Source organism: Pigmentiphaga kullae, assembly GCF_004216695.1.
Classification (GTDB): domain Bacteria; phylum Pseudomonadota; class Gammaproteobacteria; order Burkholderiales; family Burkholderiaceae_B; genus Pigmentiphaga; species Pigmentiphaga kullae.
Genome location: NZ_SGXC01000002.1, coordinates 1,261,945 through 1,284,756, shown reverse-complemented (window position 1 = coordinate 1,284,756; position 22,812 = coordinate 1,261,945). Strand labels below are relative to the sequence as shown.

Here is a 22,812-nt window from a genome sequence, read left to right as displayed (position 1 = left end):
TCAGGCGGCGGGCGGGCGCATGGTCCGCACGACGCCCGCCACCGCGGCGATCAGGAAGTCCAGGTCGTCCCGGCCGATGGTGAAGGCCGGCGTCAGGTAGACGATGTTGCCGAAGGGCCGCACCCAGACGCCGGCCTCGACCAGCCTGGCCCGCAGCGCGTCGCGGTCGAACGGTGCGGCCAGTTCGACCGCGGCGATGGCTCCCAGTACGCGTACGTCGCGCACCCACGGCAGCTCGCGGCAAGGCGCGAGGCCGGCTTCCAGCGCGCGGGACAGGGTCGCGACCTGCTCCAGGCGCGGTTCGTTTTCGAACAGGTCCAGCGAGGCGTTGGCGGCGGCGCAGGCCAGGGCGTTGCCCATGAAGGTCGGGCCGTGCATCAGGGCGTGGCCGGGATCGTCGGACCAGAAGCCGTCGAACACGCGCCGGCTGGCCACGGTGGCGGCAAGCGGCAGGGTGCCGCCGGTCAGGGCCTTGGACAGCGTGACGATGTCGGGCCGGGCATCGGCCTGCTCGAACGCGAACATCGTGCCGGTGCGGCCGAAGCCGGTGAAGATCTCGTCGTAGATCAGCAGCAGTCCGTGGCGGTCCGCCAGCGCGCGCAGGCGGGCCAGCACTTCGGGCGGGTGCATCAGCATGCCCCCGGCGCCCTGGACCAGGGGTTCGACCAGGATACCGGCCAGTTCGTGGGCGTGCTGGCGCAGGAGGGCGTCCAGCTCGGCCTGCGAGGCCTCGTCGCGCGGCAGCGGCGCCATCACGTGCTGGGTCAGCAGGCCGCGGAACAGGCTGTGCATGCCGTCTTCCGGATCGCAGACCGCCATCGTGCCGAAGGTGTCGCCGTGGTAGCCGCCGCGAAAGGCCAGGAAGCGCGAGCGCTGGCGTTCGCCCTGGTTGAGCCAGAACTGCACGGCCATCTTCATCGCCACCTCGACCGCCACGGAACCCGAGTCGGTGTAGAACACGCGCTCGAAGCCCGGGCCCAGCAGCGCGCACAGGCGCTGCGCGAGCCGCGCCGCGGGTTCGTGCGTCAGCCCGCCGAACATCACGTGGGGCATCGCATCGAGCTGGCCGCGCACGGCCTGGGCGATGGCGGGATGGTTGTAGCCGTGGCAGGCGGTCCACCACGAGGCCACGCCGTCCACCAGGCTGCGGCCATCGGCCAGTTCGATGCGGCTGCCGTGGGTGCGCACCACCGGCAGCGGCGGCGCGGCGGTCTTCATCTGCGCATAGGGCAGCCAGACGTGGCGGGCGCCGTCGGCGGCCCAGGCGGGAGCGGGTGTGTGCATGATCGTCCTGCGCCGGCCAGGGCGGGAAGCCGGGCCGGTCGTTCCTCTACAATGACACGCATTCTACGGTGCGGGCGCCTTCGGGCGCACCGCTGGACCATGTCCATATTCGATTCCCTGTTTACCCAAGAGCTCGACCGCGCCGCGCAGCGCCAGACGCGGCGCCGTTTGCGCACCGCCGCCGCGGCGCGCGGCGGGCATGTGACGTTCGAAGGCCATGACGTCGTCGATTTCTCCAGCAACGACTATCTCGGCCTGGCCAGGCATCCCTTGCTGGCCGAGCGCGTGGCCGACTGGACTTCGCGCCATGGCGCCGGCGCGCGCGCCTCGCGCCTGGTGTCGGGCAACCTCGACCTGCACCAGGCCGTCGAAGCCAAGCTGGCCCGCTTCAAGGGGACCGAGGCGGCGCTGCTGTTCGCCTCCGGCTGGCAGGCCAACGCCGCCGTGCTGCCGGCCTTGCTGCGCGTGCCGGGCCAGGGCGACCCGCTGGTGTTCTGCGACCGGCTGAACCATGCCAGCCTGCACCACGGCTGCCAGGCCGCGGGCGTGCGGCAGATACGCTTCCGGCACAACGATCTCGATCACCTGGATGCGCTGCTGGCCGAGCGTGCCGGCCAGCCGGGGCCGCGCCTGATCGTGACGGAAAGCGTGTTCAGCATGGATGGCGACCGCACCGACGTGGCCGCGCTGTGCCGGGTGGCCGAACGCCACGGGGCCTTCGTCTACCTGGACGAGGCCCACGCCACCGGCGTGCTGGGGCCGAGCGGGGCCGGGCTGGCCAGCCTGGGCGGGGGGAGGGTGGATCTGGCCATGGGCACTTTCAGCAAGGCCATGGGCAGCTTCGGCGCCTACGTGGCGGGCTCGCGGCAATTGTGCGACTACCTCGTGAACGTCTGCTCGGGATTCATCTACACCACGGCCCTGCCGCCGCCGGTGCTGGCCGCCATCGACGCCGCGCTCGATCTCGTGCCAGGCATGGACGACGAGCGGCAACTGCTGGCGGGCCTGGGCGACGGACTGCGGCGGGCGCTGGCGGAGCAGGGGCTGGAGACGGGCGCGTCGTCGACGCAGATCGTGCCCGCCATCGTGGGCGAAGCCGGCGCGGCGCTGGCCTTGAGCGATGGGTTGCGCGAACGGGGCCTGCTGGCGGTGGCGATCCGTCCACCCACGGTTCCGGCGGGCACCAGCCGGCTGCGGATCGCGCTCAGCGCCGCGCACAAGGAAGCGGACGTGGCCCGCCTGGCCGGCACCATCGCCGAATTGCGCGCACGGACCGCGGGCGGCAACGGAGGCCGGCCATGACCGGCGGCGCGCGCCTGCCGCTGGTGCTCCTGCATGGGTGGGGCTTCGATGCCTCGACCTGGGCGCCCATGCGCGCGCATCTGGACGGCTGGGAGATCCACGCCGACGATGCCGGCTACTTCGGCCGCGCCGTTGCGGCCCGACGCCCGCCGGCCTATGTGGCGGTGGGGCATTCGCTGGGCGCCATGCGCGGCCTGGAGGAGGCGGGCGGCGGCTGCCGCGGCCTCGTCCTGATCAACGGATTCGCGCGTTTCTCGGCCGCCGCCGATTTTCCCCAAGGGGTGGCGCCCAGGGTGCTGGACCGCATGCTGGCGCGCCTGGCGGCGGATCCCGCGGCCGTGGTGGGCGAATTCCGCCGGCGCTGCGGCGCCGAGGAGCCCGTCGACGCGGGCGCGCTGGACGGGGACGCCCTGGCCGCCGGCCTGCGCCATCTGTGCGAGGGCGATGCGCGCGCGGCCTGGGCGGGGCGGCGCGTGCCGGTCCGGGTCCTGGCCGGCGATGCCGATCCGGTCGTCGCGCCGGCGCTCACTGCCGCCTCGTTCGGCGGCGAGGTCGCTTGGTGCGCGGGCGGCGGACACCTGCTGCCGCTGACACACCCCGAGTGGTGCGCCAACCAGATTCGCATGTTCGCGCGTGAACATGCGGGTGCCGTGGATCCGGCATGACGGCGCACGTCCATGGGCGGGCCGTGGCCCGCCGCTTCGGCGATGCGGCGGAGCGCTACGAGCGCCATGCGGGCTTGCAGCGCGAGGTGGCCGAGGAACTGGCCGCGCGCATCGTCCGCCTGCCGCTGCCGGATCGCCCGCGCATCCTGGAGATAGGCTGCGGCACGGGCTTCCTGGCCGAGGCCCTGGCGCGCCGGCTGGGGCCCGCGCGGTGGACGCTGACCGACATCTCGCCCGCCATGCTGGAGACCGCGCGGCATCGGCTGGCGTTGCCCGGCACCTGTCGTTTCCTGGCCATGGACGGCGAGCATCCCGATGCGGGGCTGGGCGAGTTCGACCTGATCTGTTCCAGCATGGCCGTGCAATGGTTCGGCGACCTGGATGCCGGGCTGGCGCGGCTGGGCGGCCTGCTGGCCGAGGGCGGCTGGATGGCCGTGGCCACGCTGGCCGACGGCACCTTCGCCGAATGGCGGGCCGCGCATGAGAACCATGGCGTGGACGCCGCGGTTCGCGACTATCCCCGTCCCGCGGACATAGGCGCCGCGCTGCCCGGCCTGCGCCGCATCATGCGGGCCGAACGGCGGGTGCAGCCCCATCGCGACGGCATGGCGTTCCTGCGCGGACTCAAGGCGATAGGCGCGGATGCGCCCGCGCCGGGCCGCCGGCCGCTGCCGCCGGCCACGTTCAAACGGATACTGCGCAGTTTCGATACTCAGGGAGCAAGCGTGACCTACCACCTGGCCTACGGCACCTGGAACAAGGGAGGGGCGCCGCGCGGCGTGTTCGTCACCGGCACCGATACCGGCATCGGCAAGACGCTGGTGTCCGCCGTGCTGGCGCGCGCCTGGCAGGCCGACTACTGGAAGCCCTTGCAGACCGGCGTGGCGACCGAACCCGACGACACCGGCACGGTGGCGCTTCTGGCCGATCTTGCGCCCGGACGCATCCATGCGCCCCACGCGGTGCTGCAGGCGCCCTTGTCGCCCTGGGCGGCCGCGCGCGAGGAAGGCGTGGCGCTGGACGCGGCCGATATCGCGCTGCCCGCCACGCGCGCGCCGCTGGTGGTGGAGGGCGCCGGCGGGCTGCTGGTCCCCATCGACGAGCGGGCGACGATGATCGACCTGATCGCCCGCCTGGGGCTGCCGGTGGTGCTGGTGGCGCGCAGCACGCTGGGCACGCTCAATCACACGCTGTTGTCGCTGGAGGCCCTGCGCGCGCGCAGCATCCCGGTGGCGGGCGTGGTGATGAGCGGCGAGCCCTCGGCGGGCAACCGGCTCGGCATCGAACAGTTCGGCAAGGTCCGCGTGCTGGCCGAGATCCCGCGTCTATCCGCCGTCGATGCCGGTGTGGTGGCTGCCCTGGCGCGCGGCATCGAACCGCTGGAGCAGGTGCTGGAAGCGGCCGGAGCCGCGGGCGCCTGAGGCCGGCCTTCAGCGTCCGCCGCCGTCCTGGCCATACAACGTGCGTACCTGCTTGCGCATGTGCTGCAGATAGGCGCTGACGGCCTGCGGCAGGCGCCGGCGGCCCAGCACGCAGACGTCCACGCAGGTCTTGCCCAGGATGGGATGCGACAGCGGAATGCTGACCAGGTCGCCCGCGTCCAGTTCATGGTGGATGGACATGTGCGAAAGGATGGTGATGCCGCCCTGGTTGCGCGCGTAGTTCTTCATCGCGGCGATGGAGTTGGTCACCATCGCCGGCGCCACCCGCAGGCGTTCGCCCGCGCAGATGGAGTCGATCAGGCGGCGTATGCCGAAGTCCGAGGCCGGCAGCGCCGTGCGGTGATTCAGCATCTCGCGCAGCGATATGGACTTGCGGCGCGCCAGTTCGTGCGTGGGCGCCATCACCGCCTCCAGCGGCGCGGAGATGCGTAGCGCGCATTCGATGGCGTCGTGCGGCGTGGGGGTGAACGCCAGGCCCAGGTCCGCGTCGCCGCTGGTGACCGCGGCCAGCGTGGTCTCGGTGCCGGCCACGACGATCTCGAAGGTCACGCCGGGATAGCGCTGCTGGAATCCGGCCACGGTCTGGGTCACGAACTCGATCTGGCCCTCGGTGGAATACAGCTTCACGTGGCCGTTGCGCAGGCCCTTGAGCGCCTCGAGTTCGGCCAGCATGCGCCGCTGGCCGTGCAGCACTTCCTCGGCATAGTGCAGGCAGACCTCGCCCGCCGGCGTCAGCACGACGCCGCGGCTGGAGCGGTCCAGCAGCTTGATGCCCAGTTCGCCTTCCAGCCGCTTGATGTGCTTGCTCAGGGCCGAGGGCGCGATGTCGAGCCGTTCCGATGCGCGCCGTATGCCCTTGCATACCGCGACTTCATAGAAGCTGGCCAGGTCAGCCGGGTTCATGCAGGTTCCCCATTCCGGTGCCGCGCACCGCCCTCGTGCGATCGATGTCCAAGGATGTAGCGTCGCATGCCCCGGTGGCGTGCGGGTGTTCTCGGATCGAGAACATGGTGTGCGTGCCCCTTGTCTTGTTGGGGGGGGGCGATCTCCCGATAATTTTTCGGCGACCGGCAAGACTGACGCCAAGGTGGCGGCACAGCAGCCGGCGGTTCGAGCGTTTCCCGCCAGTCATTATCGAGGCCCCTCATGTCCACAAGCAAGATTTTCATGTCCGACGCCGTCGCCAAGCCCAAGGCGCCGCTTTCGCACGCGGTCGTCGCCGGCGACTTCGTCTTCGTCTCGGGCACCACGCCCTTCGACGCCAACCGCCAATTGGCGCCGACCTTCTCCGAGCAGATGCACCAGGTGATGAAGAACCTCAAGCAGATCCTGGGCGAATGCGACAGCTCGCTGGACAAGGTCGTGAAGGCCAACGTGATCCTGACCGACATCAGCCGCTTCAACGAGATGAACGAGATCTACCGCGGCTATTTCCAGGAAGGCAAGTTTCCGGCCCGCACCACGATCGAGGCACCCCTGGCGATCGCCGGGATGATGCTGGAGATCGAGGTCGTGGCGACCCGCTAGGCAGGCTGGCGGCGCGCGGACCCCGCGTGCCGCCGATGCGTCCTTTCCCCTCTTCGCTCAAGGTATCGAACATGAAGATGTCGTTGAGTTCATCGCTTTTCGCGCGACGCACCGCCGGTGCCGTGCTTGCCTGCGCCGCCGCGGTCTGTGCCGCCACTGCCACGGCGGCCGACCACTATCCCAGCCGTCCCATCAAGATCATCGTGCCTTTCGCCGCGGGCGGCGGCAGCGACGTGACGGCGCGGCTGATCGGCAGGAAACTTCAGGAAGTCTATGGCCAGGCCGTGGTGGTCGAGAACCAGCCCGGCGCCAGCACCCAGATCGCGACCCGCAACGTGATCCGGTCCGCGCCCGATGGCTACACGCTGCTGCTGGCCACCACCTCGGTCGTCAACAATGCGCACCTGTACCCCAGGCTCGACTACGACGCCATGAAGGAACTGGTACCGGTGGTGGGTATCGTCGAAGTGCCGCCGTTCCTGGCCGTGGGGCCCGGCATCAAGGCGACCAACGTCAAGGACTTCATCGCCGAGATCAAGGCCAAGGCCGCCACCGAGAAAGGCGTGACCTTCGGCTCGGCGGGTCCCGGCAGCACGCTGCACCTGGCTTCCGAATGGCTGATCAAGCAGCTCGGCATCAAGGCCGTCCACTCGCCCTACAAGGGCAGCGGTCCGGCATCGGTGGCGCTGGCGCAGGGCGACATCGACTTCAGCTTCGACAACATCCCGCCGCTGCGCCCCATGGTGGATGCCGGCAAGGTGCGCCTGCTGATGGTGGGGGCGCGCAACCGCTTCCCGAGCACGCCGGCGCTGCCGACCTTGAAGGAGTCCGGCCTGCCCGACGAGGAGCTGTCGAGCTGGTTCATCCTGATGGCGCCGGCGCAGACCCCGCCCGCCGTGGTTGCTTCCATCAACGACGAAGTGAACAAGATCCTGAAGAAGCCGGACGTGCGCAGTTCGCTGATCGACCTGGGGCTTGCGCCCATGGACACCTCGGTGGACGATCTGAAGAAGCGCATGCGCAATGACTTCAACATGTGGGGCGGCATCATCAAGGATGCCAAGGTGACGCTGGAGTGAGCATGGGGCAAAGCAAGGTCGACGGTGGCTACGCCCATATCGGGCGGCCGCTGGCCCGGGTGGAGGATGCCCGCCACCTGGCAGGCGGGGGCGCCTTCGTGGCGGACATCCAGGTGGCCGGGTGCCTGGAAGTGGCGTTCTGCCGCAGTCCGGTGGCCCACGGCCGCCTGAAGGGCGTGACGCTGCCGCCGGAGTTGCCGGCCGGGACGTTCTGGACCGCGGCCGACATCGCCGGCCTGGCCTTGCCCATCTACTGCGCGCTGTTGCGTCCGGAGTTCAACGGCGCGCCGTATCCGCTGCTGGCCGACGGCAAGGTGCGTTTCGCCGGCGAGCCCGTGGTGCTGGCGCTGGGCGCGACCCGGGCCGAGGCCGAGGAGCGCGCCGAGCAGGTGCAACTGGACATCGAGCCGCTGGCCGCGGTGGTCGATGCCTGGGACGAGGTCGAGCATCCGGGCGTGCCGCTGCACGACCACCTGGAATCCAACCTGGTCATGCGCATCGGCCGCGCGCTGGGCGATGCGCAGTCCATCATCGACGATCCGGCCGCGCGTGGCCTGCGGCAGGTCACGCGCCGCCTGTCCATGGGCAGGGTGCTGGCCAGCCCGCTGGAATGCCGGGGCTGCCTGGCCTATCCGGATCCGGCCGGCGGCATGGTGGTGCACGTGTCCAGCCAGCGTCCGCACCTGATCCGCACCTTCCTGGCCGAACAGATTCCGGGCCTGACCGAGGCCGACATCCGCGTGGTCGTGCCGGACGTGGGCGGCGGCTTCGGCTCCAAGAGCAATCTCTATCCCGAGGAAGTGCTGGTGACCGCGCTGGCCTGGAAGCTGCGGCGGCCGGTGCGCTGGATCGAGGACCGCTACGAGCATTTCGTCGCCAGCAACCACAGCCGTCAGCACGAGCAGCGCATCACCGCCTATTTCGACGACACGGGCCGGATCCACGCGCTGGACGCGCTGGTGGTGGTGGACGCCGGGGCCTATTCGGCCAAGACCTCCACCGGGGCCATCGAGGCCAACATGGCCACCAACGTCATGCTGGGGCCCTACGACATCCGCAACTATCGCTACGAGGCCGTCAGCATCCACACCAACAAGAGCCCGCTGGGTCCGTACCGGGGCGTGGGCCGGCCGGGCGGCTGCTTCGCGATGGAGCGCATCATCGAGGAAGTCGCCCGCGAACTGGGCGCCGACCCGCTGGACGTGCGCCGGGCCAACCTGATCTCGCCGGCGCAGATGCCCTACGTGTCGGCCACGGGGCTGGCCTATGACTCGGGCAACTATCGCGAGATCGTCGATGCCGCTGGGCGCTTCGTGGCCGAGAACTGGCCCGTTTCGCGGCAGGCCGGGGACGGCTGCCGGGTGGGCGTGGGCTATGCGATGCTGGTCGAGCAGGCCGCGCACGGCGCCGAGGAATGGCGCCGCCGGGGCTCGCCGCTGATCTATGGCCACGAGTCGGCGCGCGCCACGCTGAACATGGACGGCACGCTGGTCATCGAGGTCGGCACGCTGTCGCACGGGCAGGGGCATTTCACCAGCCTGGCGCAGATCGCGGCCGAGATCACCACGCTGCCCATCTCGGCGATACGGATACGCCAGGGCGATACCTCGGCGGCGCCCTACGGACTGGGTTCGGTCGCCTCGCGTTCCATCGTGATGGCGGGCGGGGCGGTGGCCATGGCCTGCCGCGACATCGTCGGCAAGGCGCGCGCCATCCACGCCGTGCTGCACGAGACGGACGACGCGCAGGTCGAGGTGCGCGACGGCGCCTGCGTCTCGCCGCAGGGCACGACGTCTTTCGGCGACCTGGCCCGCGTCGCCTACGTGGGCGTGAGCAAGCTGCCGCGCTCCATTTCCCCCGGCTTCTCGTTCCAGGCCGATTACCGGCCCGGCGTCGAGACCGGAACGTTTTCCTACACGCTGCATGCCGCGCGCGTCAGCGTCGACCCGGACACCGGCTTCGTCAGGATCCTGGACTACCTGGTGGTGGAGGACTGCGGCACCGTGGTCAACCCCCTGATCCTGGACGGCCAGATACGCGGCGGCGTCGCGCAAGGCATCGGCCAGGCCCTGTATGAAGAAATGATCTACGACAGCAACGGCCAGCCGCAAACGGTGACCTTCGGCGACTACGCCGTGCCCAGCGCGGTCGAGGTGCCGCCGATTTCCATCCTGCACTTCAGCACGCCGTCGCCGCATTCCGAGTTCGGCATGAAGGGCATGGGGGAAGGGGGCGCCGTGGCGCCGCCCGCCGCCATCGCCAATGCCGTGCGCGATGCGCTGGCGGAACTGGGTGTGGACGTGTGCCGCACGCCCATCACGCCCGATTACCTGCTGCGCCAGTTGCACGAAGCCGGGCAGGGAGGTGCGCGATGAAGCTGCCGCCTTTCGCGCTGCACGTGCCGCGCACGCTGGACGAGGCGCTGGCGCTGCGCGCCGCCCTGGGCAGCGATGCCAAGGTCCTGGCCGGCGGGCAGAGCCTGTTGCCCATGATGCGTTACCGCATGCTGCGTCCCTACGCGCTGATCGACATCACCCGGGTGGTCTCGCTGACGCGCCTGGATACCACGCCCGTCGTGCGCATCGGCGCGGCCGTCACTCATGCCGACGTCGAGCGGTGCACGCAGGCCGGCGTGCTGTTCGACCTGCTGCGGGCGCATGCCGCCGACATCGCTTTCCTGCCGGTGCGCGGCCGGGGAACGGTGGTCGGCAGTCTGGTCCATGCCGATCCGGCGGGAGACTGGCCGCTGCTGCTGACCGCCCTGGACGCCACGGTGGAACTGGGCAGCCTGCGTGGGCGGCGCGCCGTTGCGCTGCGCGACTTCATCCGGGGCGCGATGGACAGCGACGTGCAGGTGGACGAGATCGCGCTGGCGGCCACGCTGCCCGAGCGGGCATCCGGTCTTCTGCGGTGGGGCCGGTGCAAGCTCATGCACCGGGCCGGCGAATTCGCCTCGGCCAGCGCATTGGCCCTGCAAGGGGCGGATGGCCGGTGGGCATGCTGGCTGGGCGCGATCGACCCCGGTCCGCTGGCGCTGCCGGCCACGGCGGCACGGCTGCCCGCCGCCGGGGGCGCGCTGCCCGCCAGGCGCGACATCGCGGCCTCGGCCCTGGACGAGATCCTGGCCGCCCGGCCGCACATCGATCCGCTGGCGGCATCCCGCCACGCGCAGGCGATGGCCCGGGCGGTCGAACAGGCATGGCAAGGAGTGACTGCATGAACATCACATTGACCGTGAACGGCCGCGAAACCGGACTCGACGTCGAACCGTCCGCGGTACTGGCCGACGTGCTGCGCGAACAGTGCCGGCAGACCTCCGTGCACCTGGGCTGCGAGCATGGCGTATGCGGCGCCTGCAACGTCATCGTCGACGGCCGGGTCGTGCGTGCCTGCCTGACGCTGGCGGGCTCGGTGGACGGCTGCTCGGTGACGACGCTGGAAGGGCTGTGCGACACCACCGCCGACCGGTTGCGCCGGGCCTTCAGCGAACACCACGCCCTGCAATGCGGCTTCTGCACGCCGGGCATGGTCGTGAGCGGATACGACATCGTGCGCCGTGGCCAGTTGCGCGACGAACCGGCGATCCGTCAGTGCCTGTCCGGCAACATCTGCCGCTGCACGGGCTATCACGGCATCGTGGCGGCCGTCGTCGAGGTCGCCAACGAAGAACGACCCACTACCGAGGTGCAAGCGTGAAATCCTCCAACCCTTACGGCATCGTCGGCGCGGCCATCGTGCCGCACGCGCCGCAGTTCCTGTCCCTGCCCGAGAGCGAGGACCTCGAGCAGGTCGCCCGCGTGCGCCGCTCGCTGGAAACCATAGGCGAACAGCTGCGGGCGCTCGAACCCGATTGCATCGTCATGGTGTCCAACGACCACGGCGACCACTTCGTCACCCACGGCGTGCCGCCGTTCTGCGTGCACGTGGCCGACGAAGCCGACGGCATGCACAAGCATCGCGGCATGTGGGCCATCGACGGCGACACCGGCTACGCCCTGGTTCCGGAAATGGAGCGCGCCGGCTTCGACCTGGCCTTCACCATGAACGCCAAGCTGCAGACGGCCTTCACCATTCCCTACGAATTCATGGGCTTCGGGCGCGACGTGCCGCTGGTGGCCCTGTTCGTCAACGCCTACGTGCCGCCCCAGCCCAGCGGGCGCCGCTGCTACGCCTTCGGCGCCGCCCTGCAGACCGCCTTGCAGCGCCTGGGCAAGCGCGCGCTGCTGATCGCCAGCGGCGGCCTGTCCCACTACCCGGGCACGGTGCACTATCCGCATCCCGACCTGGAGGCCGACCAGCGCATCTTCGCCGAGATCCAGGCCGGGCACCTGACGCACCTGCTGAGCTACGACGACTGGGAGCTGGACCGCACCGGCAACGTCGAGCTGCGCGCGCCGCTGATCCTGGCCGGGGCGCTGGGCGAGAACCGGCCGCCGTTCACGGCGCTGCTGGAGCCGTCGTGGCACCACATCTATGCCTCGGCGGGGTGGGACCTGACCGAACCCTCGCCGGCGCGGGACCCGCTGCGCTATCCGGCCATGCCGCCGGAGCGGGCCCGCCTGGCCGAAGCGGTCCTGACCCTGCGTACGCGGGCCGATTCGGCGGAACGTTTCCTGGACGACCCCGCGGCCTTCTGCCAGCCGTTCCTTCTGGCAGACGACGAGCGCGAGGCGCTGTGCGCCATGCAATGGGAAGTCCTGCGCGACCGTTTCAGCATCCATGCCTTGCTGACCTCGGGCGCGGCCATGCAGATCGGCCTGGCCGCCAAGCGCCGCCAGGCCGGATAGAGATTCTTCGCTTCAACATTTTCTTCGGGTATCGGGTATGAAACGCAAAGTAGAAATCGCCGGAGGCGGCATCGCCGGCCTGAGCGCGGGTGCGCTGTTCGCGCGCCACGGCTGGGAAGTCAACGTCCACGAGCAGGGATCCGAGATCCGCGAGGTGGGAGCGGGCATCTACATCAAGAACAACAGCCTGGAAGTGCTGGAGAAGCTGGGCGTGCTGGACCGGATACGCGGCCAGGGCACGGTGCTCGAGCGCGCGCAGATCCAGTTCGCCGACGGCACGGTCAAGCAGGAGCGGCCGCTGCGGGACAAGTCCCGCGTCCACACCTTCGCCCGCCAGGTGCTGATCGAGGGGCTGCGCGACGCGGCGCTGGAGGCCGGCGTGAACATCGTGACCGGTTCGCGCGTGACCGGCGCGCTACCCGGCAAGGGCCTCCTGACCGCCGACGGCGGGCTGCATGAAGCCGATCTGGTCATCGCGGCGGACGGCGTGCATTCGGCGGTGCGCAATTCGCTCAAGATGGGAGGCGGGTTCACCGAGCTGCCGACCATCATCAACCGCTATCTGGTCGAAGGCCGCGCCTTCACGTCCCAGCCCAAGACGGTGGAGCACTGGTCCGGCAACCGGCGCATAGGCGTGACGCCTTCGGGGCCCGACCACACCTACGTCTACATGGTCGCCCCGGCCTGGGACGCCAAGGCGGCGCGCTTTCCCATCGACGTCGAGGACTGGAGCAGGCGTTTTCCCAAGATCGCCGACCTGATGCCGGTGCTGCACCGGGCCGAGGGCACGCAATACCATTACGGCCTGGTCAAGTGCCCGAAGTGGAGCGTCGGCAACATCGCCATCCTGGGCGACGCCGCCCATGGCTTGCCGCCGACCCTGGGGCAGGGGGCGGGCCTGACCCTGATGAACGCCTATGCGCTGGCGCACCTGGTGGCCGACGCCGACGACGTCGCCGCCGCGGTGGCGGCTTGGGAACAGCGCGTGCGCTTCATCAGCGACCGCACGCAGGCCTGGGCCGTGCGCTACGACTGGTTCACGCGCCAGTGGCCGACTTCGCTGGATTTCGCCCGGCCGCTGGTGGCCTGGAGCTTCGGCCAGTTCAAGTGCCTGAACGAGCGCATGCGCGTGGCCGACCGCGGCCTGGCGCAGGCGGGCATAGACATGATGGGAGAGGCACGGCCATGATCATAGACGGCACCAAGACGCTGGCGGCGCCGCGCGCCCGGGTCTGGGAGGCGCTGGACGACCTGGACTTCCTGCGCCGCACGATTCCCGATTGCCGCGCCATCAGCCGCACCGACGACGGCGGCTACCGGGCCACGATCTCGGCGGGCGTGGGGCCCATCCGCGCCAACTTCGAGGTGGCCTTCGCCCGCTCGGTGCAGGCGCCGCAGGAACGCTTCACGCTGACCGGGCAGGGCTCGGCCGGCGTGGCCGGCGCCGCCAGCGGCAGCGTGGCGGTGACGCTGGAGGACATCGCCGGCGGCACCCTGCTGGGCTACCGTGCCGAGACCGAGGTGACCGGCAAGGTTGCCCAACTGGGCGCGCGGATGATAGACGGCGCGGCGCGCAAGTTCTCGGAACAGTTCTTCGCCAACGTGCAGCGCGAACTGTCGGGGGCAGGGGCGCAAGCCGCCGCGCCCGCATCCGGGTTCGTGGCTCCCGCCCAGGCTTGGGCCGCGCCCGCGCCAACCGCCGCGCCGGCGGCGGGTCGCTGGCAGGGCTGGTGGCTGCCCATTGCCTGCGGCGTGGGTTGCTTCGTCGGCACCTTCTGCGCCAACCTGCTGCGATGACCGGCATGGCCAGGCCCGCTCCCCGCGCCGGCGTCTTTGGCCGTCGCCGCGCCATCGTCACCGGCCATCACCTGGCCAGCCAGAGCGCGCTGGACACCTTGCGGGCCGGCGGCTCGCTGGTCGATGCGATGATTTCGGCATCGGCCGTCATGGCCGTGGCGCTGCCGCATGCCACCTCGCTGGGCGGCTGCGGCATGATGCTGTATTACGACGCGGCCTCGGGCACGGTCCAGGCCCTGAACGGCACGGGCCGGGCGCCCGGCCTGGCCCGCCCGGATGCCTTCGGCGACGGCGGCATCGGTCCGCGCGGGCCATCGACCTGGGTGGTGCCCGGACTCGTGCGCCTGTGGGAGCAGGCGCACCGGCGCCATGGACGCCTGCCCTGGGCTTCGCTGATGAAGGACGCGGTGCGCCACGCGGCGGACGGCATCGGGTGCTCCAGCGAGATCCACCGCAACCTCCAGAGCGCCAGGCCGGCGGTGGTCCGCCAGCCCGGCTTCGGCACCCTGTTCGCGCCGGAGGGCCGGCCGCTGACGGCAGGAGACCTCCTGCGCCAGCCCGCCCTGGCCGACACGCTGACTCGTATCGCGCGCGACGGCGCCGGTGCTTTCTACGAAGGGCCCATCGCGCGCAGCCTGGACACCTTCGCGCGGGAGCAGGGCGGCCTGCTGTGCCTGGACGACATGCGGGCGCAGCGCGCGGACTGGGTGCCGCCGGTCAGCCTGAGCGTGCGGGACCGGCACATCCACGTCATGCCGCCGAATTCGCTGGGTGTGCTGATGCTGGCCCAGCTCGAGGCGCTGGCGCCGTACCTGGACGAGCCGGACGGCCAGCGCGCCTACGCGCAGATCCAGATCGCCCGGCTGTGCCTGGAAACCTTCCACCGCAAGGTGGCCGACCCGGCCGCGACCTGGCCCGCGACCCTGGATCCGGCGCGGGTCGCGCGGCGCCTGGCCAGCGTGGCGGATGCGGCGCCCTCGGGCGCGCGGGATCCTGGCGACACCGCCGGCATCGTGCTGGCGGACGGCCAGGGCAACGCGCTGGCCATGCTGCAAAGCGTGTTCCAGCCCTTCGGCAGCGGCTGCGTGGATCCGGCAACCGGCATCCTGATGAACAACCGCCTGATCGAATTCGATCTGGACCCGGCCAGCCCCAACGTGGTGGGGCCGGGCAAGCGGCCGGTCCACACCCTGAACCCGTACATCGTCATGGAAGGCGGCCGTCCATCCATGCTGGGGGTATCGCCGGGCGGCGTGAGCCAGACCACGACGGGCGTGCAGGTGATCGCCCATGCCTGCTTCGAGCACATGCCGCTGGCCCAGGCCATCGATGCGCCGCGCTGGAGCCTCACGCGCGGCGGCGACATCCTGCTCGAACCCGGGTTCGAGGCGGGCGTGGCGCGGCGCTTGCGCGAGGCCGGCGTGCCCGTGGAGGAGGATTCCCTGCACGAGTTCTACTTCGGGTCGGCCAAGGCCATCCGCCTGCGCGCCGACGGCACGCTGGAAGCGGCGGCCGACCTGCGCCGCCAGGCCTGCGCGCTGGCGGACTGAGCGCGCTAGATTTCCAGCGTCGCCATCACCGGCGCGTGGTCCGACGGCTGTTCGTTCTTGCGGATCTCGCGTTCGATCACGCACTCGCTGCACACGGCCTTCAAGGTGTCGGACAACAGGATGTGGTCGATGCGCAGGCCCGCATTGCGGCGGAATCCCAACTGCCGGTAGTCCCACCAGCTGAAGGACTTGGGCGGCTGCTCGAACAGCCGGAAGGCATCGTGCAGGCCCACGTCCAGCAGCGATCGGAACGCGGCGCGTTCGGGTTCGGACACCAGCACGCTGCCTTCCCACTTGACCGGATCATGCACGTCGCGGTCGTCGGGCGCGACGTTGTAGTCGCCCAGTACCGCCAGGCGCGGGTAGCGGGCCAGTTCCTTCTGCAGTCCTTCGCGGAAGGCGGCGAACCATTTCAGCTTGTATTCGTATTTGTCGCTTCCCACCGACTGGCCGTTGGGGCAATAGGCGCTGACGACGCGCAGTTCGCCGGCCGGGGTATCCAGCGTGGCGGCGATGACGCGCTGCTGGGTGTCCTCGAACCCGTCGATGTTCTTGGCTACGTCCTTGACCGGCTGGCGGGTCAGGATGGCGACCCCGTTGTAGGTCTTCTGGCCGGTGAAGACGGCGTGATAGCCGATTTCCTCCAGGGCCGCGACGGGGAACTTGTCGTCGGAAAGCTTGAGCTCCTGCAGGCACAGGGCATCGACCGGATTGGCCTGCAGATAGGCGATGACCTGCGGCAGGCGCACGTTGAGGGAGTTGATGTTCCAGGTGGCGAGCTTCATCGGGCGAGGCGATTTCTAATATGGATGCGGGCTAACGGGGGATTCATCGCCCCATCCGCTGGGCTGGCTGCAAAGCCGAGGCGCGCTTGGCGGCCGGATGGATGTCCGCCGCCTTGCGCATGATAGCAGCCTCGATTCGTGCGGACCGAATCGCTCGTCTACCCCGCCCGGCCCCGACTCCGGATGCTCCCGGCCTCGATCCGGCAGCCGGCGGACCCATGGCCGGGAACGTTCAGTCCCACTGTATGCCCAGTTCCTTCACCAGGCCGCCCCATTTGTCGCTTTCCTTCTTCAGGAAGGCCCCGAATTCGGCGGAGCTGCTGGCCACGATTTCCGCGCCTTCCGAATCGATGCGCTCCTTGACTTCGGGCAGCGCCATGGCCCTCGCGATGCCGTGGTGCAACTCGTCCAGCAGGGCCGGGGGCAGGCCAGCCGGCGCCACCAGGCCGTGCCAGTTGGAAACCTGCATGGCCGGCACGCCAGCCTCGGCGGTGGTCGGCAAATTGGGTAGCTGGTCGACACGGCGCGGACCTGCCACGGCCAGACCGGTAAGGCGGCCGGCTTCGATGTGCGAGCGTACCAGCGTGATGTCCGACACCATGACCTGGACCTGGCCGGCCAACAGATCGTTGAGCGCCGGACCCGAGCCGCGGTAAGGCACGTGCACCATCTCGACCCCGGCCACGCGCTTGAACAGTTCGCCGGCCAGGTGGGGAATGGTGGCGTTGCCGGCAGACCCGAAGTTGAGCTTGCCCGGATTGGCCTTGGCGTAGGACACCAGTTCGCCCAGGGTCTTGATGCCGGTTCGGGGGTTTACGACGATGATCTCGGGCACGCCGATGACCTGCGACACCGGGACCAGGTCCTTGAACGGATCGTAGGGCATCTTGCGCGCGATATGCGGCGCCACGGTCAGCGCGCCGGCCAGCGAATAACCCAGGGTGTAGCCGTCGGGCGCCGACCGGGCGACTTCGGACAGCCCGGTCAGGCCACCCGCGCCCGGGCGATTCTCGACGATCACCGGCTGGCCCAGGATCTTGGTCAGGCCGTTTCCAAGCAGGCGGCATACCGTGTCCGCGGAGCCGCCCGGCGCCAACGGCACGATGATGCGGATGGGGCGCGAGGGGAACTTGTCGGCCGCGCGCACCGGGAACATGGCCGTGGCCAGGGGAAGCGCCATGGCGCCAAGCGTGAGGACGCGTCGTCGTTGATCGATCACGTGGGGTTCCTTGTCTCGTGTCCGGCGGGCTTCGGAAGCGCCCGGTGGCCGGTTCTCGTTGATCTGGTGCCCGCCCGTGGCGCGGGCACCATGTACGCGCACTGTAGGCAATGTGATGCGCGCGGGCTATCCGCGCTCGCGTCAAAGCTGATATGCCTGAATTTGCAGGGGGAGGTCCAGCCGTACCAGGGCGCCGGGTCGGCTCGCGATGCCGCCCCGGGACGGATTCTTGCCGGCGGGCATCCGGGCGGCGCGGCCATGCGGCCATCGCCGGATTGGCGTATGTTCCCGCATGAACCCCCCGGCGCCTATTTCGTCACCGCCACCGTGCCCTTCATCAGCGCCGCATGCCCCGGGAACGAGCAGAAGAACGCGTAGTTTTCCCCCGCCTTGAGCTTGCTCGTGTCGAAGGTGACGGAGTCGGTTTCCCCGCCGCCTATCACCTTGGTGTGCGCGATCACGCGCGTATCGCCCGGCTTGAGGTAGTTCTTCTCCAGCCCGGCGGGAATGCCGTCGGCCGCGATGCCTTGTACGTCCGAGGCCTTGCTCAACACCCAGTTGTGCCCCATAGAGCTCTTGGGCAGCTTGCCCGGGTGCGTGAGCTTGACCGTGAACTGCTTGCAGCTTTGCGGCACGTCGATGCTGGTCTTGTCGAATTTCATGGCATCGTTGCCCGCGATCTCCACGTTGCAGGTGGCGGCGAAGGCGGGGCTGGCCAGGGTGGCGGCCAGCAGCAGCGCCGGGGTGGTGTGCAGGATCTTCATCAGGTTCTCCTTCAGGAACGTCGGTCGAAACGAGGACGGATCAGCAGCGGGAAGAAGCGCCACAGGTACAGCGCGAACCCCAGGATCCAGGCCGCCGCCGATGCGTGCAGGGCGCCCGTGGCCCAGGCCGTGGGCAGCAGCGCGGCCAGGCGCAGCGCGGCCGCCGCGATCACCAGCGCATAGGCCGCCACCATGCTGCGGTCGGTGCGCAGCGGACGCCCCAGGTGGCCCAGCGCCGTGCGGGTGACCATGCCGATGATCAGCACCGCGAAGCCCGCCGCGCCGATGACGTGCGCCGGCCAGGCCAGGCGCGGGACCCAGCCCGCCGCGTGCGCCGCGGCCACCAGCAAGCCGATGCCCAGCGCGGCGTAGCCCACGTACAGGATCCACAGGAGCGGCACGCGCCGCACCGCCCAGGGGCGCCATGCCAGCAGTTGCCAGCAGGTCAGCACGCCGGTGGCAGCAAGAGCCAGGCCCGCCCCTGGCATCCAGCCTGCCAGCAGGAGCGCGATCGCCAGCACGCCCGCGCCGAGCTGCCACTGGCCGCTGCGGGTGTGCATGGGGATGTCCAGGCCGGCCACGGCGCGCATCGCGAAGAAGGGGATCACGCGCCGCGCCACCAGCAGCGCGATCACCGCCATGCACAGCAGTCCGAGGTTGAAGCGCGCCAGCAGCAGGACGTAGTCGCCTTGCAGGACCGTATGGAGGTAGAGGACGTTCGCCGCGCCCAGTCCAAGGACGAGTACGGGTATGCCGTAGTTGCGCTTGCTGCGTGCCTGGTAGATGGAGCGTCCCAGGGCCACGGCGGCGGTGGCGAAGAACAGGGTCTCGCCGCATGCGGCAAGCCAGAAGCCCGCGCCGCCGGGCACCAGGTACCCGATCCGCGCCAGCAGCCAGAGCGCCGTCAGCGCGCCCAGGGCCGTGCCGTGCAGGGGATTGATGCCGGTCCAGTTGGCGCCGGCGGTAAGCAGGAAACCCACCGCAATGGTGGCGATGAAGCCCCAGAGCATTTCATGGGCATGCCAGGCCACGCCGCCGAGCGGCCCGGCCGAGAACTGCGGCGCATACACCCAGAGCAGGATGGACAGGGCGGCCCACAGGCAGCCCGCCAGATACAGAGGCCGGAAGCCCAGCTCCAGGAAAGCGCGCCACTGCGGGGGTGGCGGGGTGGGTGGCACCGGTTCTTCGACTTCCAGCAGGATGGCCATGGGCCGGCTCCGTGGGGGGATGGACGTCTGGTTTGAAGATATATATTAAATGAATCTTATAGGGGGAACCCCAATACCGTCGACGCCGCCGGGGATTTTCAACAGGGATCTTGCGAGCGGGCGCGGGCCACCGCCTCGGCGGCCGGACTGCTCCACGTCCGGTGGTGCCATTCGGAGGGCAGCAGGCCGAAGCGCAGCCGGAACAGCTTGCTGAAGGCCGATTGGTCCGCGAAGCCGCAGCGCCACGACAGCGAGCCGATGTGCAGCCTGGGGCTGCGCTCGATCAAGGCCTTGGCGCGTTGCAGGCGGATTTCGCGCAGCGCTCCCATCACCGTTTCGCCCCGTGATGCGAAGGCCGCGTAAAGGCGGGTGCGCGAGCAGCCGGCGCCGCGGGCGACCGCCGCGACGTCGAGGTCGTGGCGGTGGGCCTCGCGTTCCATGAAGCGCAGCGCCGCCGCATGGCGGCCCCCGTTCAGGTCATCTTCCAGGTCGGATTGTTCCTGGCTCGATCCCTGGCGCCCCAGGTTGCGCAGCATCAGCAGCGCGAGCGTACGCGTGCCCTCCAGCAGGCTGGCGTACTCCATGCCGTCGAGCTTCTGCGGCTGGCGTGTCAGCAGGGCCAGATGATTCAACTGGCTGGCCAGGGCGGGGGCCAGCGCGCAGTGTTCCAGCGGGATGGGCACGTTGCCCGGCTCGCGTCCCAGCGCCGCGCGCACCTCGTCGCGGGGCAGGGCCAGGAAGACCTCGCGCGAGCCCTGGCTCCAGCGGTAGTTCCCGATGCGCCAGGGGTCGTACAGGCCCAGGTTGCCCGGGCCGACGCGTTGAGGCTCGCCCGGAGCGGCATCGCGTATCAGTTCGCCGGCCTGGATCAGCGTGACCACCACCATTTCGGGCGCATGGGCCAGGCGGCGGGACGCCGCCCGCATTTCGTAGGCGGACGAACGCATGGTGCCGAAGATGCAGGTGCTGCTGCGCAAGGTGAGCAGTTCCGCATCCAGTTCGGTACCGGGCGGTGGCGGCAGCATTTCCACCCACTGGTGGGCACGTTCGCGCCAGGCGTCGAAACGCAGTCCCGGCTCCACGTCGTGGGAAGACAGATGCTCCGGTACGCAAGGAGGCGGGGTGGTCGACATGACACAAAATGATACACCTGTGGCGCGCAATGCTACATCCGGGACGATTTTCCGGTACTCGGGACGCTTGCCCCAAACATGCCTGCCTCGCAAAAGAGGCCTTTCTCTAACATCTGCTCATCCTTTCCATGCGAATGACGCGGCATTGCGAATGTCAGGGCGTCGGTTCGTTGCACGGGCCACGGGACCGGTTTCTCAGGAGCGGCAGTATGAAAACAAAACGATTTGTCATGTCGGCACTGGCGTTGGTCGCGGGTGCGATGCTGGCCGGTTGCGGGGGAGACGGGGCCAAGAGCGACGGCGGCTCGGGCACCAGCTACTCGCCCCGCACCTATATGCTGGTGGCCGGGTCCGGGCAGTTGTCGGCCGGCGCCGAGGAGACGACCCGGACCCTGACCTTGAAGAACGTCGAATCCGACGTGCTGTGGTACGAAGGCGGCCAAGGCCTGGAGGTGGGCAAGTCTCCGGTCAAGGACTACGCGGGCAGCATCTGGCGGGACGCCTATGGCGGCGTCGACCCCAACGCGACCGTCCAGTTCCAGCTGCAGGGCAGCGGTGCCATGGAAGGTGTGTATGTGGCGCTTTCCCAGCCCGCCTACGACGAGAAAACCGGGACGATGACGTTCCAGGCGCAGTTGCAGAACGACACGCTGGACCAGGATGCCGGTGCCGCGCTTGCTTTCGACAATGTCACCGTCAAGGTGCTCAACAACCTGGCGGACGACAAGGAGGTGGCGGAGTACACGCAGTACGCCTCGAAGGCGGCCTTGCAGCCCACCGCCACGGCCGGCCAGTACAAGGTGGTGCTGAGCCAGGCGGGCGCGGACATGTTCCTGGTGGACAACGCCCCGGGCACGTACTCCGAGGCCCGGCCGGTTTCCTATTTCCTGCCGCAGTGGTCCTATGCCTATGGCGAGGCGGCGCCGACCGCCACGCTGTTCGGCACCACGTCCAAGGGGGTCTCCAAGCTGTACGCCATGAAGCTGACCAATCCCGCCTATGACGCGGACACCGACGAGATCAGCTACACGGCGACGCTGCAGGGCGCGAACGCGGGCGCGCCGGAGGCCGTCGACGATGCCGTGCTGAGCATCGCCGCGGGCCGCTTCACGCGCTTCCCCATTCCCGGCAAGGGCACCGCCTACCAGGCCTTCGGACAGGGCTACAACCCGTCCACGGCGAACACCAGCTACATCTACTTCGGCAGCGACATCGCCCGCAAACAGGCGGGATCGCTCTGGGGTACCCAGTCCTATCTCAAGCAAGGCTGCGCGCCGAGTTGCCGCAACGACCTGAAGACTATCAAGGACATGGGCATCAACCTGATCCGGCTCTACGACTGGGACACCCGCAACGACCACAGCCAGTTCCTGGACTACGCGAACAGCCTGAACATCAAGGTGATCGTGCCGCTCAGCAACTGGATCTCCACGCAGGGCGACACGGTCTGGAATACGGCGCTGGCCGCGTATTTCTCGAACCGGAACTTCGGCAACAAGGCCGGCACCGACTGGCATCCCGCGATCGCCGGGGTGATCATCTCCAACGAGCTCGATTCCGAAGGCTATCCTGGCAACTACAACACGGCCATCGGCCTGGTCGCGCGCTTCATCGAGGAGGCCGACAAGCGCAAGTTCAGCAAGAGCGTTCCGGTCGGCATGCCCGTTACCTTCGTGCCGCGCGGCGAGCCTTATCTGCTCGGCAGGAACATGCCCGGCTGGAACCAGTTCAACCGCCTGCTGACCGACTCCCGGACCGCGAAGTACAAGGACCGCCTCATGCTTGCTCCGCAGACCTACAACGACGAGACCTATCTGCTCAAGAACGCGGAAAGCACGGGCCAGGGCTGGATTCCCGCGACCTACAAGCAGTTCGGCGTTCCCATCCTGTTCACGGAGATCGGCTACAGCCGGGCGAAGCCCGACTACACCCCGAACTACGTCAACCGGCAGTTGAAAGGCGTGCTGGACTACCAGAAGAGCAATCCTGGCCAGATACTCGGCATCGCCCACTTCCAGTTCGACGACAAGGTCTGGAAGCAGACCGACCACGACACCGACACGGAAGGGGCGTTCGGGGCATTCCATCACGGCAACGTCGTCAAGCAGATCCAGACCGTGCAGGCAGACTACGACTTCTACGAGGACCAGGCCAAGACCAACTACGGCGTGCTGACCATCGACCAATTGAACAAGACCAGCCTGTACGATGCGGTGGTCAACGCCTACAAATAAGAAAAGCGGCGTCTCTTCCTCGGGCCCGGAACCTCA

Annotated in this window: 20 protein-coding genes; 13 read left to right on the top strand and 7 right to left on the bottom strand. The window is 69.4% G+C overall.

Going from position 1 to position 22,812, the window contains the following annotated elements:
- The gene (locus EV675_RS20375) at window positions 1-1,284 is read right to left on the bottom strand and encodes an adenosylmethionine--8-amino-7-oxononanoate transaminase (RefSeq protein WP_130359273.1); all 1,284 of its coding nucleotides are present in this window, start codon (window positions 1,282-1,284) and stop codon (window positions 1-3) included.
- Window positions 1,285-1,383: 99 nt separating this feature from the next.
- Here EV675_RS20375 and EV675_RS20370 point away from each other — a divergent pair, with 99 nt between their 5' ends.
- Genes EV675_RS20370 through bioD form a run of 3 tightly spaced genes read left to right on the top strand, consistent with a single transcriptional unit; the run spans window position 1,384 to window position 4,672 of the window.
- Window positions 1,384-2,586 carry an aminotransferase class I/II-fold pyridoxal phosphate-dependent enzyme gene (locus EV675_RS20370; protein WP_130359271.1) on the top strand — a complete coding sequence of 401 codons (1,203 nt, stop codon included), beginning with the start codon at window positions 1,384-1,386 and terminating at the stop codon, window positions 2,584-2,586.
- Window positions 2,583-3,251 (top strand): alpha/beta fold hydrolase, encoded by a 669-nt coding sequence (locus EV675_RS20365; protein ID WP_130359269.1) that lies wholly within the window; start codon window positions 2,583-2,585, stop codon window positions 3,249-3,251. Before EV675_RS20370 ends, EV675_RS20365 begins: the two co-directional genes overlap by 4 nt.
- The gene (gene bioD / locus EV675_RS20360; protein WP_130359267.1) at window positions 3,248-4,672 is read left to right on the top strand and encodes a dethiobiotin synthase; all 1,425 of its coding nucleotides are present in this window, start codon (window positions 3,248-3,250) and stop codon (window positions 4,670-4,672) included. Before EV675_RS20365 ends, bioD begins: the two co-directional genes overlap by 4 nt.
- Window positions 4,673-4,681: 9 nt before the next feature.
- Here the strand turns inward: bioD and EV675_RS20355 are convergent, their stop codons facing one another.
- On the bottom strand, window positions 4,682-5,596 hold the full coding sequence (locus EV675_RS20355; RefSeq protein WP_130359265.1) for a LysR family transcriptional regulator: 915 nt from the start codon (window positions 5,594-5,596) through the stop codon (window positions 4,682-4,684).
- Window positions 5,597-5,839: 243 nt separating this feature from the next.
- Here EV675_RS20355 and EV675_RS20350 point away from each other — a divergent pair, with 243 nt between their 5' ends.
- From EV675_RS20350 to EV675_RS20310, 9 genes are all read left to right on the top strand, one after another.
- A complete protein-coding gene (locus EV675_RS20350) occupies window positions 5,840-6,220 on the top strand; it encodes a RidA family protein (protein ID WP_130359263.1) in 381 nt (126 codons plus the stop codon).
- A 71-nt stretch (window positions 6,221-6,291) separates the two neighbouring features.
- On the top strand, window positions 6,292-7,299 hold the full coding sequence (locus EV675_RS20345; protein ID WP_165404679.1) for a Bug family tripartite tricarboxylate transporter substrate binding protein: 1,008 nt from the start codon (window positions 6,292-6,294) through the stop codon (window positions 7,297-7,299).
- A 2-nt stretch (window positions 7,300-7,301) separates the two neighbouring features.
- Window positions 7,302-9,674 (top strand): xanthine dehydrogenase family protein molybdopterin-binding subunit, encoded by a 2,373-nt coding sequence (locus tag EV675_RS20340; protein WP_130359259.1) that lies wholly within the window; start codon window positions 7,302-7,304, stop codon window positions 9,672-9,674.
- A complete protein-coding gene (locus tag EV675_RS20335; RefSeq protein WP_130359257.1) occupies window positions 9,671-10,519 on the top strand; it encodes an FAD binding domain-containing protein in 849 nt (282 codons plus the stop codon). Before EV675_RS20340 ends, EV675_RS20335 begins: the two co-directional genes overlap by 4 nt.
- Window positions 10,516-10,995: a (2Fe-2S)-binding protein gene (locus tag EV675_RS20330; RefSeq protein WP_165404678.1), complete on the top strand. Its 480-nt coding sequence runs from the start codon at window positions 10,516-10,518 to the stop codon at window positions 10,993-10,995. The genes EV675_RS20335 and EV675_RS20330 overlap by 4 nt, the downstream gene beginning before the upstream one ends.
- Entirely contained in the window at window positions 10,992-12,086 is a 1,095-nt protein-coding gene (locus EV675_RS20325) for a DODA-type extradiol aromatic ring-opening family dioxygenase (protein ID WP_165404677.1), read from the top strand. Before EV675_RS20330 ends, EV675_RS20325 begins: the two co-directional genes overlap by 4 nt.
- Window positions 12,087-12,123: 37 nt before the next feature.
- Entirely contained in the window at window positions 12,124-13,275 is a 1,152-nt protein-coding gene (locus EV675_RS20320; protein ID WP_130359251.1) for an FAD-dependent oxidoreductase, read from the top strand.
- Window positions 13,272-13,883 carry an SRPBCC family protein gene (locus tag EV675_RS20315; protein WP_130359249.1) on the top strand — a complete coding sequence of 204 codons (612 nt, stop codon included), beginning with the start codon at window positions 13,272-13,274 and terminating at the stop codon, window positions 13,881-13,883. The genes EV675_RS20320 and EV675_RS20315 overlap by 4 nt, the downstream gene beginning before the upstream one ends.
- 5 nt (window positions 13,884-13,888) lie before the next feature.
- Window positions 13,889-15,433, top strand: coding sequence for a gamma-glutamyltransferase family protein (locus EV675_RS20310; protein ID WP_165404676.1), 1,545 nt, complete (start codon window positions 13,889-13,891; stop codon window positions 15,431-15,433).
- A 5-nt stretch (window positions 15,434-15,438) separates the two neighbouring features.
- Here EV675_RS20310 and xth read toward each other — a convergent pair whose 3' ends face one another.
- From xth to EV675_RS20285, 5 genes are all read right to left on the bottom strand, one after another.
- The gene (gene xth / locus EV675_RS20305) at window positions 15,439-16,218 is read right to left on the bottom strand and encodes an exodeoxyribonuclease III (protein WP_130359245.1); all 780 of its coding nucleotides are present in this window, start codon (window positions 16,216-16,218) and stop codon (window positions 15,439-15,441) included.
- A 232-nt stretch (window positions 16,219-16,450) separates the two neighbouring features.
- A complete protein-coding gene (locus EV675_RS20300) occupies window positions 16,451-17,437 on the bottom strand; it encodes a Bug family tripartite tricarboxylate transporter substrate binding protein (protein ID WP_130359243.1) in 987 nt (328 codons plus the stop codon).
- A gap of 308 nt (window positions 17,438-17,745) precedes the next feature.
- Window positions 17,746-18,201, bottom strand: a complete 456-nt coding sequence (gene azu / locus EV675_RS20295) for an azurin (protein WP_130359241.1) — start codon at window positions 18,199-18,201, stop codon at window positions 17,746-17,748.
- An 11-nt stretch (window positions 18,202-18,212) separates the two neighbouring features.
- The gene (locus EV675_RS20290; protein WP_130359239.1) at window positions 18,213-19,409 is read right to left on the bottom strand and encodes an NnrS family protein; all 1,197 of its coding nucleotides are present in this window, start codon (window positions 19,407-19,409) and stop codon (window positions 18,213-18,215) included.
- 98 nt (window positions 19,410-19,507) lie between these two features.
- Window positions 19,508-20,542 carry a helix-turn-helix transcriptional regulator gene (locus tag EV675_RS20285; protein WP_130359237.1) on the bottom strand — a complete coding sequence of 345 codons (1,035 nt, stop codon included), beginning with the start codon at window positions 20,540-20,542 and terminating at the stop codon, window positions 19,508-19,510.
- Window positions 20,543-20,751: 209 nt separating this feature from the next.
- On the opposite strand from EV675_RS20285, the gene EV675_RS20280 reads away from it, so the two are divergent.
- Window positions 20,752-22,776: a hypothetical protein gene (locus EV675_RS20280; RefSeq protein ID WP_130359231.1), complete on the top strand. Its 2,025-nt coding sequence runs from the start codon at window positions 20,752-20,754 to the stop codon at window positions 22,774-22,776.
- Window positions 22,777-22,812 lie beyond the last annotated feature (36 nt).

Bases quoted from the DNA above. Each gene is read 5' to 3' on its own strand.
- xth (WP_130359245.1), bottom strand. From the start codon at position 16,218: ATGAAGCTCGCCACCTGGAACATCAACTCCCTCAACGTGCGCCTGCCG.
- EV675_RS20310 (WP_165404676.1), top strand. From the start codon at position 13,889: ATGGCCAGGCCCGCTCCCCGCGCCGGCGTCTTTGGCCGTCGCCGCGCC.
- EV675_RS20320 (WP_130359251.1), top strand. From the start codon at position 12,124: ATGAAACGCAAAGTAGAAATCGCCGGAGGCGGCATCGCCGGCCTGAGC.
- EV675_RS20350 (WP_130359263.1), top strand. From the start codon at position 5,840: ATGTCCACAAGCAAGATTTTCATGTCCGACGCCGTCGCCAAGCCCAAG.
- bioD (WP_130359267.1), top strand. From the start codon at position 3,248: ATGACGGCGCACGTCCATGGGCGGGCCGTGGCCCGCCGCTTCGGCGAT.
- EV675_RS20290 (WP_130359239.1), bottom strand. From the start codon at position 19,409: ATGGCCATCCTGCTGGAAGTCGAAGAACCGGTGCCACCCACCCCGCCA.
- EV675_RS20355 (WP_130359265.1), bottom strand. From the start codon at position 5,596: ATGAACCCGGCTGACCTGGCCAGCTTCTATGAAGTCGCGGTATGCAAG.
- EV675_RS20370 (WP_130359271.1), top strand. From the start codon at position 1,384: ATGTCCATATTCGATTCCCTGTTTACCCAAGAGCTCGACCGCGCCGCG.
- EV675_RS20365 (WP_130359269.1), top strand. From the start codon at position 2,583: ATGACCGGCGGCGCGCGCCTGCCGCTGGTGCTCCTGCATGGGTGGGGC.
- EV675_RS20280 (WP_130359231.1), top strand. From the start codon at position 20,752: ATGAAAACAAAACGATTTGTCATGTCGGCACTGGCGTTGGTCGCGGGT.
- EV675_RS20340 (WP_130359259.1), top strand. From the start codon at position 7,302: ATGGGGCAAAGCAAGGTCGACGGTGGCTACGCCCATATCGGGCGGCCG.
- EV675_RS20335 (WP_130359257.1), top strand. From the start codon at position 9,671: ATGAAGCTGCCGCCTTTCGCGCTGCACGTGCCGCGCACGCTGGACGAG.
- EV675_RS20315 (WP_130359249.1), top strand. From the start codon at position 13,272: ATGATCATAGACGGCACCAAGACGCTGGCGGCGCCGCGCGCCCGGGTC.
- EV675_RS20345 (WP_165404679.1), top strand. From the start codon at position 6,292: ATGAAGATGTCGTTGAGTTCATCGCTTTTCGCGCGACGCACCGCCGGT.
- EV675_RS20330 (WP_165404678.1), top strand. From the start codon at position 10,516: ATGAACATCACATTGACCGTGAACGGCCGCGAAACCGGACTCGACGTC.
- EV675_RS20285 (WP_130359237.1), bottom strand. From the start codon at position 20,542: ATGTCGACCACCCCGCCTCCTTGCGTACCGGAGCATCTGTCTTCCCAC.
- EV675_RS20375 (WP_130359273.1), bottom strand. From the start codon at position 1,284: ATGCACACACCCGCTCCCGCCTGGGCCGCCGACGGCGCCCGCCACGTC.
- azu (WP_130359241.1), bottom strand. From the start codon at position 18,201: ATGAAGATCCTGCACACCACCCCGGCGCTGCTGCTGGCCGCCACCCTG.